Raw genomic sequence first — 15,104 nt, 5'->3', positions numbered from 1 at the left:
AGGAGACCGCCCATGTTCCGCCGCCTGTTCCTCGACCACCCTGCCACCGTCGGGGAGAGCTATGTCGAGCATTTCGGCGTCGCCGGGCGCTTCGGTATGACGATGATCAAGGGCGGCCTCGGTGCGCTGGTGCATGCGTTCGTGCCGGCGCTGTGCAAGACGCGGGGGAGCGACACGGTCGCCGATCTGCACCGCCAGATGGTGCTGAAGCGCGGGGCGGTCGCGGCCGATCAGACGCAGATGAAGACGGTCGAATTCATCATCTGACGGTCCCTGGGGAGCCCGCCGGTTTCCAAAGGTTACGATAAAGTCACACCTGGAACGCGTTCGCTCGCGTCTGGCAGCGAGGCGTTATGACAAGCGAACCCCTCTTGGTGTAAAGCTCGGTTGACACCGCGAAGCTTTAGTGACAAGCTCCCTTTACTGATTCGAAAGGGTGCTTTCCATGACCAAGGGTCCGGCAATTCGTCGCTACAATCGACGCGTCATCGTGTTGATGCTTGCCTACGCAGTGATCCTCATGATCGTCGTCTACGGCTTCAGTCGTCATCTCCTCAACGGGCCGCCGGCGTATTTCGCAGCGATCCTACCGGCGCTGCCGATCATCGGTGTGTTCGGCGCGATCGGTCGGTATTTGGTGGAAGAAACCGACGAATATGTCCGTATGCTGACGATCCGCCAAACGCTGTACGCAAGCGGCTTTGCGCTGAGTATCGCGACGATCTGGGGATTTCTCGAGGCATTCGATCTCGTCGGCCATATCGAGTCCTATTACGTCGCGGTGCTGTGGTTCGCAGGGCTCGGTTTTGGAAGTTGCATGAACGCGCTGACCAAGCCGCGCGAGGCATGAAGAACCGCCTCAAGGTGCTGCGTGCCGAGCGGGACTGGAGCCAGGGCGACCTGGCCGACCGTCTCGAAGTCTCACGGCAAAGTGTCAATGCGATCGAGACGGGGCGCTACGATCCGTCGCTGCCGCTCGCATTCAAGATCGCCGAACTGTTCGATCTCAGCATCGAAGACATTTTCACTAGCCCGTCGAAGGAATCGTGACATGATTTCGCACTTCAAAGCTCGTCTTACAGCTACCGCCGTGGCGCTGATGATCGTCCTGCATGCCGGTGCCGGGCACGCGCAGGCTGCAACCGCCGCCGCGCCGAAGGTCGATGCGGTCGAGACGCAGATGCCGCACATCTCGATGCAGACCATCGGCAAGGGCACGCCAGTGATCCTCGTTCCGGGGCTGTCGTCGCCTCGCGCGGTGTGGGCGGGCGTCGTGCCTACGCTCGCCAAGTCGCACAGGGTGTATGTGGTGCAGATCAACGGCTTTGGCGGCGACGATCCGCGCGCGAACCTGTCGCCTGGCATCCTCGATGGGATCGTCGCCGACCTGCACACGCTGATCGCCCAGTCGAAGCTCGGCAAGCCAGCCATCGTCGGGCATTCGATGGGTGGGCTGGTCGCGCTGATGCTGGCCAAGGCGCATCCGGATGACGTCGGCAAGCTGATGATCGTCGATTCGCTACCGTATATCGGTGAGATCTTCGCACCCGGCGCGACGGTGGCGGCGCTCGAACCGCAGGCCAAGGCAATGCGCGCCGGGATGGCCGCGGCGTATGGGAAGCCGGCGAACCCGGCGGCGAACGAGGCGCTTGCCGCGCGGATGGCACTGAAGCCGGACTCACGCACCGCCGTTGCCGGCTGGGCGGCGAAGGCGGATGCGCGCGTCTCGGCGCAGGCGATGTACGAGGACCTGACGACCGACCTGCGTCCCGACATGGCGTCGATCACCGCGCCAATCACACTGGTCTATCCGTGGAACGCGGCGGGGCCGACCAAGCCTGTCGCCGATGCGCTCTATCGGAAGGCCTACGCGACGGCACCGCACGTGACCTTCGTCGATATCGGCGATGCGGCACATTTCGTGATGCTCGATCAGCCTGCCGCGTTCCAGGCTGCACTCGACGCCTTTCTCCAGCGCTGAGGCGCGGCTAAGGTGTCGGCATGACCGATACCGCCACGCCGCCTGCACCGACGCCCCCCGCAAAGGAGCGCCCTCGCCTCGCCTATCACCATACGCCCGCGGCCGAGGGCGTGACGGGACCGACGACCGTGTTCCTGTCGGGCTATGCGTCCGACATGATGGGGACCAAGGCGGTAACGCTGGAAGCGTGGGCGAAGTCCGAAGGGCGGGCGTTCCTGCGGTTCGATTATGGCGGGTGCGGGCAAAGCGAAGGCGCGTTCGAGGACCAGACGCTGGTCGACTGGCGCGACGACGTGTTGGCGATGATCGATGCGCTGGTGGAGGATTCCGCGATCCTCGTCGGATCGTCGATGGGCGGGTGGTTGATGCTGCTGGCGGCGAAGATGCGTCCCGATCTGGTCAAGGGGCTGGTCGGAATCGCGCCGGCACCCGACTTCACCGACTGGGGCTTCACCACGGACGAAAAGATGGCGTTGCTGAGCAATGGCCGGATCGAGCGCAAGAACCCGTATGGCCCTGAGCCGACGGTCTATACGCGGCCGTTCTGGTCGTCGGGCGAGGCTAATCGGCTGATGTTCGGCGAGATCGCGTTCGACGGGCCGGTCCGGCTGGTCCAGGGGCAGCGCGATCCGGACGTGCCGTGGCACCGTACCGCGCGCCTCGCCGAGCTGTTGCGTTCAGCCGACGTGCAGACGTGGCTGGTCAAGGACGGCGACCACCGCCTGTCGCGTGACAGCGACATTTCCCTCATCATCCGGGCGGTCGAGGATGTGATCGCCGCCTTATGATCCTGATAGTCTTGCTTGCTGCTGCGCAGGCCGCCGCCCCCAGTGCCACCACCGGTCCCGCCACCACCGGTCCCGTCGATGCGCAAGGCGATCGGTTCGCCCGGTGCGTCGCACTGACGCAGAGCGATCCCGCCGCCGCACGCGCCGAGGCGGGTCGCTGGCGGATCGGTGGGGGGCGATATTTTGCGCGGCAGTGTGCAGGCCTCGCTTTCGCCGCCGAAAAGAACTGGCCGCCCGCGGCCGGCGAGTTCGAGGAGGCGGCGCGGGAGGCTGAGCTCGCCAAGGATACGCGGTCTGCGAACTATTGGGCGCAGGCGGGCAATGCCTGGCTCGCATCCGGACAGCCTGCCAAGGCGCGCGTTGCGCTGGATTCGGCCTTGGCGGCGGGGTCTTTGACAGGGCTGCCGCTGGGTGAGGCACAGCTCGACCATGCGCGGGCGCTGGTCGCCGCGGGTGAGCTGGATGCGGCGCGCAGCGATCTCGATCTCGCGCTGACGACCGCCGGCGACGATCCACTGGCGTGGCTGTTGTCGGCGACGCTCGCGCGGCGGATGGACAATTTGCCGCGCGCCAAGGCGGATATCGCGCAGGCCCTGAAGCGCTCGGCGGACGATGCGTCGGTGCAGTTGGAAGCGGGCAATATCGCCGCGATGTCCGGCGACGAAGCGGCGGCGCGTGAAGCGTGGGGAACGGCCGCGAGACTGGCACCAACGAGCGAGGTCGGGCGTAACGCGGTCGCGGCGCTGAAGCAGTTCGACACCGCGAAATAACCGAGAACATCGGGCCAGTCGTGAACGACCGGCCCGATCGGGATATCAGCGGCGGACCATCGTGCTGCGTGCGATCTTGCTCACCAGACCGGGCAGACCAGGATAGCTCGCCTTGTGATACGGCGAGAGCGCGTCGAGTTCGGCGGTGATGCGCCGGTGAGCCTCGCCGAGTGCGTGGTAGGGTAGACCCGGCAACAGGTGATGCAGCGCGTGGTAGCGCAGACCCACAGGTGCCCAGAGCGCGGGCAGCAACGCCGGCGGCGGCACGTTGACCGTGTCGAGATACTGCGCGGTCACCGTCATCGGCTCGCCGTCATTCTCCCACAGATGCGCGACCAGCGTACGGACCTGGTTGAGCACCGCGAATGCCGAGGCTACCGCGAAGATCGTCACGAACGCACGCAACGGCAGCACGCCGGTCACGGTGATCGCGATCAGCGTGATCGCCCACAGGCTCGCGACAATCTCGAGCCGATCCCAATAAGCCTTTGCCTCGCCTTCGGGCGCGCGACGGCGGAACTGCGGGTTGATCGCGAGCGCTGAATAGCGTTCGACGATCATCGTCCGCAGTTTGGGCGACAGCAGCGAGATCGGCGACAGGATCGCGAACCGGATCAGCAGCGCGATCGGTGCGAGCGCCGATACGACGATGAACAGCGGCAGCGTCCACGGCTTCATCAGCGCGAGCGGCAGATATTCGGGATCCTCGACCGTGCCGTAGCGCGTCTTGGCGTGATGGAGGTTGTGGACGCCCTCGTACATGAACGACGGGGTCAACAGCGGAATGCCGACCAGCACGTTCCAGCCGAGCCGGAAGTTCGGGACGGACGCGTGCTTCATGTGGCTGACTTCGTGAATGAAGCTCAGGCCGCGATAGAGGCCCAGCATCGCCACGATGCCGGCAACGATCACCACCGGCGTCGACGTCGAGCTAGCCGCCACTGCCAGCGCACCGTAGCCGACAACCATCGATGCGATCAGGTCGGCCCAGTAGATCGCCGGGCGCGGCTTCACCAGATCGCGCGTCAAATCGGCGGCTGCACGCAGCATCGCCTTGTCGTCGGCAACGCGCTCCATCCCTCCGACACGGGGCGAACCCGCGGGAGTGGAAGCTGGAGCGGCCGTGCCGCGAGCGAGGCTGAGCGATGTGTCCATGGGCATATCCATTGCCCGAAGATAGTGGCGGTACCGTGGCATTTACAGGCCGCGCGGGTGCCGCCGTGCCGGAGGAAACCCGATCACTCTGACAGGGTCTTGCGATGACGCACGTGTCACTCGCCTTTATTCGCTTCGCTGGGTAGACACGCGCAACTGCGTATTCGGGAACACGACATGGCCAAGCTCATCATTCGACCGGTCGAGACCAAGAAGGACCGCAAGATCTTCATCGATCTGCCGTTCCGTCTCTATGCCGACGATCCCAATTGGGTGCCGCCTTTGAAATCGGAAGCGCTGGGACTGATCACGCCCGAGAAGAACGGCTGGTTCAGCCATGCCAAGGCGCAGTTGTTCCTGGCGGAAGAGGACGGCCGCGTGGTCGGGCGGATCTCGGCGCATATCGATACGCTCGCGCTGACGATGCCGCCCGAGCAGGGGTTCGGTCCAGGCGTCGGCCAATGGGGGCTGATGGAGGCCGAGCGGCAGGACGTGTTCCAGGCACTGCTGGAGCGCGCCGAGGCGTGGCTGCGCGAGCAGGGCATGACGCGCGCGCTGGGGCCGATCAGCATGTCGATCTGGGAGGAGCCAGGCCTGCTGATCGACGGATACGATCATCCGCCGACGATCATGATGGGGCACGCCAAGCGCGAGTATCGCGGCTGGATCGAGTGGGCGCAGTATCGCCCGATCAAGCAGTTGATGACCTATGAGGTCGACGTCACGAAGCAGTTCCCGCCGATCGTTCAGCGCATCATCAAGTCGGGTGAGAAGAACCCGCGGATCAGCGTCCGCAACGTCGACAAGACCAAGTTCGAGGAGGAGGCGGCGATCATCCTGTCGATCCTCAACGACGCGTGGCGCGACAATTGGGGGTTCGTGCCTTTGACCCCGCCGGAGATCAAGGACGTGGGCGTGAAGCTGAAGCCGATCGTGTTCAACGACCTGATCCGGATTGCCGAGCTGGACGGCAAGCCGGTCGCGTTCATGATTACGTTGCCGGACCTCAATGAGGCGATCAAGCCGCTCAACGGGAACCTGCTGCCGTTCGGTTGGGCCAAGCTGTTGTGGTGGTTGCGCAAGCCCAAGGTGCGGACGGTGCGCGTGCCGCTGATGGGGGTGGTGAAGGAGTTGCAGGCGTCGCGGATGGCGAGCCAGCTGGCCTTCATGATGATCGAATATATCCGCCGTGCTTCGGTCGAGAATTACGGGGCGCAGCGCGCGGAGATCGGCTGGATCCTGGACGATAATCAGGGAATGCGGTCGATCGCCGAGACGATCGAGAGCCGGGTTAACAAGGTGTACCAGGTGTACGAGCGGGTGCTGTAGGTAAGAGCGGGAAGCGTTTTCGGCCTAAGATAGCGTGTTCCCCCGCGAAGGCGGGGGCCCAGTCTGGGCTCCCGCCTTCGCGGGAGAACAAGAAGGCTGAAACCGACGGTTGTTGCTGCCCCTACTCCCGTTTCCCATTGCCGAACGGAAGCTTGAGGGTGACCGCAGCCCCCTGCCCGCTTGCGCCGGGTAGCTGCGTTCGGATCGCGTGGACATTCCCCTTGCCACCACCCGGCAGCCGGAACGACAGCGGGTCACCCCGCGGCGGGTGGACCGGCTCGGCTAGCGTCGCCAGCCTTTGGTCGGTCCAACGAGCACAGACGACGATATCACCATCGGGATCGGTCTGGACCGGACACGGCATCGTCAGTCGAACGGGCCGCTTGCGCAGTTCGGGAGGAAGCGGCGGCCCGGCTACCGCTTGAAGCAGGAGCAGACCGGCCAGCATCTAGAAGCGCCGGGATATGCCGGCGTAGACCCGCGCATCCGGGGTGTTCGCGTTCAACCCCGCCGCACCGAATATGTCGAACTGGAGATTGTCGTTCGCCATCCAGGCCAGCGACAACGCCGCGACGGCCTGCGTCTCATGCTCCTGGGGATCGTCATCGCGGAGCGCCTGCATCTCGCCGGTCAGCGTGAAGGCCTTGTCGAGTTTCACCGCCAGGCCAGCCGTCGAACTGTACGCGAGATGCCGGCCATTGCCGTCCTGATCGACCGCCGCATCGATCTCCGGCGTCAGATCGAGCGAGACCGTGTCGGAGATCTCGTACGTGACGGGGACGAGGAACCCTGCGCCCCAATCGCCGGCGCCGATCGACGAGCGGCCAACCGGCAGCGTCACGAACGGCAGCACCGATACCGACAAGCCGGCGCCGTCGGGATTGTGGAGGTTTGCCTTCATCCCGAGCGACACGTCGCCGACACCGTTCACCGTATCGACGCCGGTCGAATCGCGCATCCGGTCGTGCCCGAACGGCGTCCAGCCGATCCGTGCCTCGATCGAGTCGCTCACGCCGACGCGAACCAGCGCGTCGCCGAACAGGATGTTGTCCTCGCGCGAGCCGGGCTGGTCGTCGCGCGTCCAGTCCGCGATCGACGTCTCGACCGAGATTTTCCCGGGCGCGATCGTGCAGGCGGGCGTGTCGATGCCAGGACGATCGGGGCAATATTCGCGGTCCTGCGCCATCGCAGCGCCGGACAGGCTCGCCAAAGCGATACCAAGAAGCAGCCGCTTCATCGCAACCGGACCCAGGTCGGCGCGTGGTCGCTGGCCTTTTCACGCCCGCGATAAGCCTTGTCGACACCGGCATCGATCATCCGGTCGGCGGCCTGCGGGCTGAGCAGCAGATGGTCGATTCGGAACCCGGCGTCACGCTGCCAGGCACCCGCCTGGTAATCCCAGAACGTCCAGACGCCACCCTTGGGGAATTGCGTGCGGAGCGCGTCGGTCCAGCCCTGTGCGACGAGCGCGCGGTAATGCTCGCGGCTTTCCGGTTGCATGAGCGCGTCGTCCTGCATCGCGCGGACCGAGAAGGTATCGTCGTCGTTGGCAATGACGTTGTAGTCGCCGGCGAGGATGGCCAGCTTTTCCTCCGCGAGCAGGACGCGCGCACGTGCGGCAAGGCGGTCCATCCAGCGGAGCTTGTAGTCGAACTTCGGACCGGGCTGTGGATTGCCGTTGGGCAAATAGAGCGCGGCGACGATCAGGCCATCAATCTCCGCTTCGATATAGCGGCTGTGTTCGTCCTCGGGTTCGCCGTCGAGCCCCCGCTGGCGCACGACGGGCGTGCCGCTCTTGGCGAGGATCGCGACGCCGTTCCACGCCTTCTGGCCATGCCAGACCGCGCCGTAGCCGGCGGCTTCGATGTCAGCGATCGGGAAGGTGTCGTCGCTCGACTTCAGTTCCTGGAGACAGACGATGTCGGGCTGGTCTTCGGTGAGATACTCGATCAGCCGCGGCAACCGCGCCTTGATGCCGTTGACGTTGTACGTGACGATTTTCATGGCAGTGTCAGACCGAGAAGCTGGAGCCGCAGCCGCAACCCGATGCTGCATTGGGGTTCTCGACCTTGAACGCGGCGCCAGCGAGCGACTCGACGTAATCGACCGCGCAGCCACGGACGAGATCGATGCTGACGCTGTCGACGACGAGCTTCACGCCATCATGCTCGGCGATCACGTCATCGGACTCGACCGAATCGGCGAACCCGAACTTGTACTGGAACCCGGAACACCCGCCGCCGTCGACAGAGAGTCGCAGGATCGCCGGCTTCCCCTGCTTGACGGCGATCGCCGCGACGCGCGCCGCGGCGGAGGGGGTGAGGATGATGTCTTGGACCAGCGTTGCCATGCGCTGGAGATAGGAGGTTGCGCTATCCGCGGCAACCTTGGGGTTGATCAGTCCTGCGCGGCGGGGCCGCTGGTGGAGACGGGGATCGCGTTTACCGAGCGGTCCTGTGCGGCGAGGAGGTAATCCGCGGTCGTCAGGAACGGTACCGGGTTGACCGCATGGCCGTCGATGCGGACTTCATAGTGAAGGTGCGAGCCGGTCGAGCGGCCGGTCGAGCCCATCAGCGCGATCAACTGGCCGCGAACGACGCGCGCGTTGTCGCCGACCAGGATCTTCGACAGATGGCCGTAGCGAGTTGCGATGCCCTTGCCGTGGCTGATCTCGACCATGTTGCCGTAGCCGCCCTGGCGACCGGCGTGCGCGATGATGCCGTCGGCAGTGGCGTAGATCGGCGTGCCGATCGGGCCGGGAATGTCGACGCCGGCATGCATCGCCGCGGTGCCGCGGAACGGATCGGAGCGGATGCCGAAATTGCTGGTGAACGAGAGCGAGTGGACCGGCTGCACCGACGGGATCGCGATCACGCCCTGTTGTGTCGCATCGAGCTTCTTCCAGGTCTGGAACAGCGTGCGGAACTGCGCGTCGGCGCGGAGATCGGCGGTGGCTTCCTCGGTGTTCGCGGCGATCATCGGACCACCGGTAGCAGCGACGTTGTGCGCTATTTTGGAAGCTACGACCTGGGCCTCGGCAGTCGCGCCGACCGTGGTCATCCCCATCACAGTTGCGGCGATCGCCAACCGGCGAAACGTGAACGACTTGGACGCCATCGACACGGCCTTGAGGCGCGTCACGATGGCTGCTGCGGTAAATTCGACCATTGGTCCCCGACACAAAAATGCAGGGCCGTTCGCTTCAAGGCGGACGGCTCCGAAACTCTGTCCTGACTCGCAGCCCCTCCGCGCACCAGACACTGTGGGTTAGGCCGGATACCGCCGTTCTGAGCAATAGCTCCGCACGGTCGGCGCGGCGGAGCGGCAGACTGATGCGGCGAGTTGATGCAAATTGGGACGATTGCGAGGGAACAGTAAGCCGCCGACGACATCGGACGCGAAATGTCGGCGAATCTCCGAACGTTACTGCGGGCTGTTCAGAGCGCTTTGGCGGCGGCCAGAACCGTCTCGGCATGGCCCGCCACGCGGACCTTGTGCCAAGCCTTGGCCAGCGTCCCATCGGCGCCGAACAGGAACGTCGCGCGCTCGATGCCCATGTACTTGCGGCCGTACATCGCCTTCTCGACCCACACGCCGAAAGCCTCGCAGGCAACACCTTCGACATCGCTGGCAAGCCGGACCGCAAGTCCATGTTTTGCCGTGAATTTTGCGTGCGATGCGGCACTGTCCTTCGACACGCCGACGACGGTTACGCCCGCGGCTGCGAACGCGTCGGAAAGCGCGGAAAAGTCCTTCGCTTCGGTGGTGCAACCTGCCGTGTCGTCCTTCGGGTAGAAATACACCACCAGCGGCGCGCCGAGGCTTGCCAGCGAAACCACGGCGTCATCGATCGTCACCGATACGTCGGGGATCATCGAACCTTCATCCATCCTGCTCTCCCGTCACCTGCGCCCAAAACCAGCGCACCTCCTGCCGCGTCGTTTCGAGCGTGGCAACCACCGCTGCCCAGTCCGTCACGCCGATCGCGCGGGCGATGAGATCCTCCGTGGCATGCCCTGGCGGCGCGGCATCGGGTGCGACGAGCCGCAACGTCACGAGCAAACGCGTGAGGACGTCGTGCGCCGGGCGGAGCGACGGCGGGACAAGGTCCAATCGGATCAACGCGTCGATCGCGGTGCCGAGATTGGGATCGAAGCCGGCCCTGTTCACGAGCTGAACGACGTGGGTCGCGAATTCGAGATCGACGAGGCCACCGGGAAGCAGCTTGGCATCGAGTGCGCCCTTGGGCGGCTTGTGCGCGGCCATGTCGCTGCGCATCGTTCGCGCGTCGGCGATCACGTCGCGCGCCGGTCGATCGCCTTCGAGCACGTCGCGGACGATCGCCGCCACCGCATCCCGAGCTACGGCCGATCCGAATACCGGGCGGGCGCGGGTGAGCGCCATGTGCTCCCAGGTCCAGGCATCCTCGCGCTGGTAGCGGGAGAAGCTGTCGAGCGTGACGACCAGCGGCCCCTGCCCGCCCGATGGCCGCAACCGGGTGTCGATCTGGTACAGCGGGCCCGCCGCCGTCGCGACCGACAGCGCGCCGGTCAGCCGCTGGGCGAGACGGTTGTAGTAGAGCGTTGCGCCGAGCGGTTTCACGCCATCGGATTCTCCCGCGAAATCGCCCGTAAACAGATAGATGAGATCGAGATCGGACGCGTGAGTCAGCATCGCGCCGCCCATTCGGCCTAGCGCCAGCACAATGAGTTCGCTGTTCGGCACGCGGCCATGGGCCTTGGCGAATTCGTCGATCGTCGCACAGGCGAGGACGCCGATTGCCGCCTCCGCGACGCGTGCATAGCCTGCTGCAACGTCGAGCGGATCGGACGCGCCAGCAACGATCTGTGCCCCGAGTGCAAAACGAAGCTCGCCGACCACGCGGCGGACATGGTCGAGCCGGGACTGATAGTCGCCGCCTGCCTCGCCTGCGCGCATGATGGCCTCGAGCGCGGCGACGTCGCCGACAGGCTCGAACGCGGTCGCGTCGATCAGTCCGTCGAGCAGGTCGGGTCGTCGTCCCAGATCGTCGGCGAGCGTCGGCGCATGGCTGAGGATGGCGGCAAGCAACGTCGCCAAGCCCGGACGCGCCTCCAACAAGCGGAAGATGTTGATCGCGCTCGGCAGGCGTTCGAGCAATGCGTCCAATCGGAGAAGCGCCGCCTGCGGGACGGGCGCGGTCGCCAGCGCGGGGACGAGCGTGGGCAATACCGCCTCCAGTGCCTCACGCGCGGCCGGACTGCGCAGCGCGGGATAGGCGCCACCGCGCCACGCCTCGATCCGCCGACGCGCCGATTCTGGTTCGTCGAACCCTGCCGCAGCTAGGTCGGCTTCCAGCGTCACGGCGTCATGCGAGAAGGCCGGGCGGACGGTGTCGTCGAGCGCGTCGTAGATCCGGCCGGTTGCGATGACGCGCGGTTCGAGCAGCGCCAACAGGGCGCCTGAGTCGTCCAGCCCGTGCAGTTTCGCCACGCGGTCGAGCGCGTCGCCGGTCGGCAAGGCGTGCGTCTGGCGATCGTCGATCATCTGGACGCGGTGCTCGATCGTTCGGAGCAGCGTGTAGCCCTCGATCAACGCAGTCGATTCATCAGTGCCGATCCAGCCTGCTTCGGCCAGCCGGGATAGGGCATCGCGGGTTGCGGGCGCGCGCAGGGCGGGATCGCGGCCGCCGTGGATGAGCTGGTGGATCTGCGCGAAGAACTCGGCCTCGCGGATGCCGCCGCGCCCACGCTTGAGGTCATAGCCGGGGCCGAACGCCTGGCCTTGCGAATGATGATCGCGGATCCGCGCAGAGATGCCGCGGATTTCGCCGATCGCGCCGAAATCGAGCGCGCGACGCCACACGAAAGGACGGATCGCATCGAGGAACCGCTGGCCAAGAGCGATGTCGCCCGCCGCGGCGCGCGCGCGAATGAACGCGGCACGCTCCCATGGCAGCGCTTGCGCTTCGTAATAGCCGATCGCCGCATCGACCGGCAACGCGATCGGCGTGATCTCGGGCGAGGGTCGCAACCGGAGGTCGACGCGCAGGACATAGCCGTCGCCGTCGCGCGCCTGGAGCAGTTCGACGACGCGCTTGCCGATCCGGACAGCCGCCTCTTCCGGTTCCTCGCGCGGACGCCGTGGCAGCGTCGCCGGGTCGAACAAAAGGATCGGATCGATGTCCGACGAATAATTGAGTTCGCTGCTGCCCTGCTTGCCGAGTGCGATCGCGACGAAGCCGCGTGGTTCGGCGCCGGGAGTCCGCTCCTCGATCGCGGTGCGGATCGCGGTGTCGAGCGCATAGTCGGCGAAACGGGTCAGCGCGCCGGTCACTGCGGTGAGATCGAGAACGCCGGCTAGGTCGCCGATCGCGACGTTGAGCGCCATTGCGCGTCGTTCGATCCGCAGGCGACGCGCGACCGGCATGTCGGCTTCCGCGCTCGACACTGACAGGTCCAGCTTTCCTGCCGCCAGCGATCGCGCCAAGTCCGGCTCGCGGTTAAGGACCATCGCCAGGAATGGGGACCAAAGTCTTGCGCGGTCGAGCGCGGCGTTTATCGCCAGTTCAGGTGAGACTAAAGCCATGCGACATCGCTATAATCCGCTGCCTACGCGTGTCACGACAAAGCAACGAAAACGCTATTGGCCCGTTATAGCGAACATGACTTACGCATTCCTCACGATTAGGCGCGAAGAGAACGGCCAACAGGTAGTGCGCCGCCCTCGCGCTACCGATGTGATCGGTCACGCGCTGCGTGGCGCATTCGACGACACGCACTCGGTACCCGACGATATGATGATGATGTTGCGCCGTCTGGACGCGATGCCGCACCGTCTCAACTGAGCGATGCGGCATGCGTTAATCGGATCTAGCGACCGCGGCTGAGTTCTTCGACATCGCCCATAATCGAATCAAGCGCCGTCTTGCTCGTATCCGTCTCATGATCGCGTCGCGATGGTAGCGAACCATCGGTGAGGATCGTTTCGAGGGCAACGCGACCACGCGCAACGCGGCTCTTGATCGTCCCGACGGCTACGCTGCAGATTTCAGCCGCTTCTTCATAGGCGAAGCCGCCCGCACCGACCAAAATCAATGCTTCGCGCTGCGGCTGAGGCAGATGCATCAAGGCACGCTGCATGTCGCCAAGTTCGACATGACGGTCCTGACTAGCAGGAGCGGCCAGAATGCGGTCGGCGACCAGATCGTCCCACTCGCCCTTGAAGCGTGCCCGGCGCATCTGTGACAGATACAAGTTGCGAAGAATAATGAACGTCCACGCCCGCATGTTCGTCCCAGCCTGGAACCGAAGACGCGCGGCCCAAGCCTTCAGCAGCGTTTCCTGCACGAGATCGTCGGCAAGATCGCGGCTACCCGACAACGAGCGACCGAACGCGCGCAAATGCGGGATCACCTGGGCAAGCTGAACCTTGAACTCGGCATCCGACAAGGAGACATGCTCGACCGGCTCGACAACATCATCCATTTCGTCGTCCACGGGCGAAGCAGGCTGGGTCATGGTAATCCGATCAATCCCGATAAAACACTGCCGTACGCGGACGACAGACATAGGTACAGGTCGCGGGAAATACCAGCGACCTGCTCATAATCCGGCTCAGCGCAGGATTATAAAGCCAAAGATAACAATGACCAAGACGAGGGAGATCGCCAAGATGTACCGGGTCATGTGCGGCGTGGCGCCAGCCCGTGCATCCTCGGTATCGATATGAATTGGTTCGTTCGGATCAGCCATAATCACCAAACTCGCGAAAAACGTTTTGGGTCCGTAACCGTCTTGCGGTCACGAACCCGATACGCGCCGCCGCTTCAGGCGGTCGGGACGGTCGCCTGGTCGAAGAACAGGGCCTGGCTGATCGCGGCCTTCACGGTCGACCGCTGGAACGGCTTGGTGATCAGGAACGTCGGCTCGGGACGCTCGCCGGTCAGCAGGCGCTCGGGGAACGCGGTGATGAAGATCACCGGGACCTCGAACTCGGCCAGGATGTCCTTGACCGCGTCGATGCCCGAGCTGTCGTCGGCGAGCTGGATGTCCGCAAGAACGAGGCCGGGACGTGTTTCCATCGCCAGGGCGACGGCTTCGTCACGCGTGACCGCAACGCCAGTGACGTCGTGGCCGAGATCGCGGACGATCGTCTCGATATCCATCGCGATGATCGGCTCGTCCTCGATGATGAGGACCTTGGCACGAGTCTGGTTCTCGATCTCGGACAAAGCATCCGCGACCAGATCGTCGACTTCGCTGGTATCGACCTCGATCAGATACGCGGCGTCCTCAGGCGTGAAGCCTTCCATCGCGGTCAGCAACAGCGCCTGACGCGACAGCGGGGTCATCCGGGCGAGACGGGCACGAGCAACGGCTTCGTGACCCTCCGCATCGCCGACGCTCTCGTCACCGACCTCGTCGAAGTTCGCCGAGTTCCAGATCGCCTGGAACATGCGGTACAGGCCGAGACGGGGGTCGACGTCGCGGGGAAATTCCTCGGGCGCGGCGACGATCGCCTCGAGCGTGGCGCGCACATATTTGTCGCCGTGCATCTGGCTGCCGGTCAGGGCCCGGCCATAGCGCCGCAAAAATGGAAGGTGCGGTGCAAGTTGCTGTCCAAGAGACATGGGTAACGAATACTCCCTGATCCTACGCGGCCCCTCATGTGTCGGGTGGCTCGCGTCATTGCAATGGTGTCGGTCGAAAATGCCCCGTGTCCACGCTATCGACGCCAGTTCTCGGCGGCGATCGAGCGGAGATGCGTATTTTTCGCTCGGGTGTGGAACCATCCAGATGCTATTTGGTTTCACGAACATCTTTCGCGAGTATGTAGTCCGGTGCCCATGGGCGCAGTTTTGCTCGTCATCACATATTGGTTTGCGTCGTGCAGGGGGAAGTTTTGAGTTTGGGCCACGACACGGAGAAGACAGTGCCTGCAACGAAGCCCGCCAAGGTCCCTGATAAGGACCAACAAATGGGTTCGGCGCTGCGTTCGGTGTATCAGAAGACCGTGGACGAGACGATCCCGGACGACCTTCTCGAACTCCTCGGCAAGCTGGACTGACGGTGGGCCGCGAGCCCATAGCGACCGCTCCAG

The 15,104-nt window shown here is 64.8% G+C and carries 18 protein-coding genes and 1 pseudogene; 9 read left to right on the top strand and 10 right to left on the bottom strand.

Annotated features, from left to right (window positions below; all coding sequences use genetic code 11):
• Window positions 1–12: 12 nt before the first annotated feature.
• The 6 genes from O6X71_RS00820 (at window position 13) to O6X71_RS00795 (ending at window position 3,539) form a co-directional block, all read left to right on the top strand.
• The gene (locus O6X71_RS00820; RefSeq protein ID WP_353464050.1) at window positions 13–267 is read left to right on the top strand and encodes a DUF6356 family protein; all 255 of its coding nucleotides are present in this window, start codon (window positions 13–15) and stop codon (window positions 265–267) included.
• A 178-nt stretch (window positions 268–445) separates the two neighbouring features.
• A complete protein-coding gene (locus O6X71_RS00815) occupies window positions 446–850 on the top strand; it encodes a hypothetical protein (protein ID WP_353464049.1) in 405 nt (134 codons plus the stop codon).
• Window positions 847–1,050 (top strand): helix-turn-helix transcriptional regulator, encoded by a 204-nt coding sequence (locus O6X71_RS00810; RefSeq protein ID WP_353464048.1) that lies wholly within the window; start codon window positions 847–849, stop codon window positions 1,048–1,050. Before O6X71_RS00815 ends, O6X71_RS00810 begins: the two co-directional genes overlap by 4 nt.
• Window position 1,051: 1 nt before the next feature.
• Window positions 1,052–1,981, top strand: a complete 930-nt coding sequence (locus tag O6X71_RS00805; protein ID WP_353464047.1) for an alpha/beta fold hydrolase — start codon at window positions 1,052–1,054, stop codon at window positions 1,979–1,981.
• 20 nt (window positions 1,982–2,001) lie between these two features.
• Window positions 2,002–2,769, top strand: a complete 768-nt coding sequence (locus O6X71_RS00800) for an alpha/beta hydrolase family protein (RefSeq protein WP_353464046.1) — start codon at window positions 2,002–2,004, stop codon at window positions 2,767–2,769.
• A complete protein-coding gene (locus tag O6X71_RS00795) occupies window positions 2,766–3,539 on the top strand; it encodes a hypothetical protein (RefSeq protein WP_353464045.1) in 774 nt (257 codons plus the stop codon). The genes O6X71_RS00800 and O6X71_RS00795 overlap by 4 nt, the downstream gene beginning before the upstream one ends.
• Window positions 3,540–3,584: 45 nt before the next feature.
• Here O6X71_RS00795 and O6X71_RS00790 read toward each other — a convergent pair whose 3' ends face one another.
• Complete coding sequence (locus tag O6X71_RS00790) at window positions 3,585–4,694, bottom strand: fatty acid desaturase family protein (protein ID WP_435368448.1); 1,110 nt, start codon at window positions 4,692–4,694, stop codon at window positions 3,585–3,587.
• A 177-nt stretch (window positions 4,695–4,871) separates the two neighbouring features.
• Here O6X71_RS00790 and O6X71_RS00785 point away from each other — a divergent pair, with 177 nt between their 5' ends.
• On the top strand, window positions 4,872–6,023 hold the full coding sequence (locus tag O6X71_RS00785; RefSeq protein ID WP_353464043.1) for an N-acetyltransferase: 1,152 nt from the start codon (window positions 4,872–4,874) through the stop codon (window positions 6,021–6,023).
• Window positions 6,024–6,144: 121 nt separating this feature from the next.
• On the opposite strand, the gene O6X71_RS00780 is transcribed toward O6X71_RS00785, so the two are convergent.
• The 7 genes and pseudogenes from O6X71_RS00780 to O6X71_RS00750 form a co-directional block, all read right to left on the bottom strand.
• Window positions 6,145–6,471, bottom strand: a complete 327-nt coding sequence (locus O6X71_RS00780; RefSeq protein WP_353464042.1) for a hypothetical protein — start codon at window positions 6,469–6,471, stop codon at window positions 6,145–6,147.
• Window positions 6,472–7,260: a transporter gene (locus O6X71_RS00775; protein ID WP_353464041.1), complete on the bottom strand. Its 789-nt coding sequence runs from the start codon at window positions 7,258–7,260 to the stop codon at window positions 6,472–6,474.
• Window positions 7,257–8,027 carry an exodeoxyribonuclease III gene (xth, locus tag O6X71_RS00770; RefSeq protein WP_353464040.1) on the bottom strand — a complete coding sequence of 257 codons (771 nt, stop codon included), beginning with the start codon at window positions 8,025–8,027 and terminating at the stop codon, window positions 7,257–7,259. Before xth ends, O6X71_RS00775 begins: the two co-directional genes overlap by 4 nt.
• A gap of 7 nt (window positions 8,028–8,034) precedes the next feature.
• A complete protein-coding gene (gene erpA, locus O6X71_RS00765; RefSeq protein WP_056057508.1) occupies window positions 8,035–8,373 on the bottom strand; it encodes an iron-sulfur cluster insertion protein ErpA in 339 nt (112 codons plus the stop codon).
• 47 nt (window positions 8,374–8,420) lie between these two features.
• A pseudogene (locus O6X71_RS00760) lies at window positions 8,421–9,017 on the bottom strand (M23 family metallopeptidase); the annotation flags it as partial.
• Between the two features lie 443 nt (window positions 9,018–9,460).
• On the bottom strand, window positions 9,461–9,913 hold the full coding sequence (locus O6X71_RS00755) for a peroxiredoxin (RefSeq protein ID WP_353464039.1): 453 nt from the start codon (window positions 9,911–9,913) through the stop codon (window positions 9,461–9,463).
• Window positions 9,906–12,590 carry a bifunctional [glutamine synthetase] adenylyltransferase/[glutamine synthetase]-adenylyl-L-tyrosine phosphorylase gene (locus O6X71_RS00750; protein ID WP_353464038.1) on the bottom strand — a complete coding sequence of 895 codons (2,685 nt, stop codon included), beginning with the start codon at window positions 12,588–12,590 and terminating at the stop codon, window positions 9,906–9,908. The genes O6X71_RS00755 and O6X71_RS00750 overlap by 8 nt, the downstream gene beginning before the upstream one ends.
• A gap of 76 nt (window positions 12,591–12,666) precedes the next feature.
• Between O6X71_RS00750 and O6X71_RS00745 the strand changes: the two genes are divergently transcribed.
• Entirely contained in the window at window positions 12,667–12,849 is a 183-nt protein-coding gene (locus tag O6X71_RS00745; RefSeq protein WP_056057498.1) for a hypothetical protein, read from the top strand.
• 25 nt (window positions 12,850–12,874) lie between these two features.
• Here the strand turns inward: O6X71_RS00745 and O6X71_RS00740 are convergent, their stop codons facing one another.
• Both O6X71_RS00740 and O6X71_RS00735 read right to left on the bottom strand, forming a co-directional pair.
• Window positions 12,875–13,522, bottom strand: a complete 648-nt coding sequence (locus tag O6X71_RS00740) for a sigma-70 family RNA polymerase sigma factor (RefSeq protein ID WP_056057495.1) — start codon at window positions 13,520–13,522, stop codon at window positions 12,875–12,877.
• 308 nt (window positions 13,523–13,830) lie between these two features.
• Window positions 13,831–14,634 (bottom strand): response regulator, encoded by an 804-nt coding sequence (locus O6X71_RS00735; RefSeq protein WP_353464037.1) that lies wholly within the window; start codon window positions 14,632–14,634, stop codon window positions 13,831–13,833.
• Window positions 14,635–14,981: 347 nt separating this feature from the next.
• Here O6X71_RS00735 and O6X71_RS00730 point away from each other — a divergent pair, with 347 nt between their 5' ends.
• On the top strand, window positions 14,982–15,071 hold the full coding sequence (locus O6X71_RS00730) for a NepR family anti-sigma factor (protein ID WP_162236688.1): 90 nt from the start codon (window positions 14,982–14,984) through the stop codon (window positions 15,069–15,071).
• Window positions 15,072–15,104: the final 33 nt, after the last annotated feature.

Source organism: Sphingomonas faeni, assembly GCF_040407505.1.
In the GTDB taxonomy this organism is placed as follows: domain Bacteria; phylum Pseudomonadota; class Alphaproteobacteria; order Sphingomonadales; family Sphingomonadaceae; genus Sphingomonas; species Sphingomonas faeni_E.
Note: the sequence above shows the minus strand (reverse complement) of the source record. Positions and strands in the feature narration are given on the sequence as shown.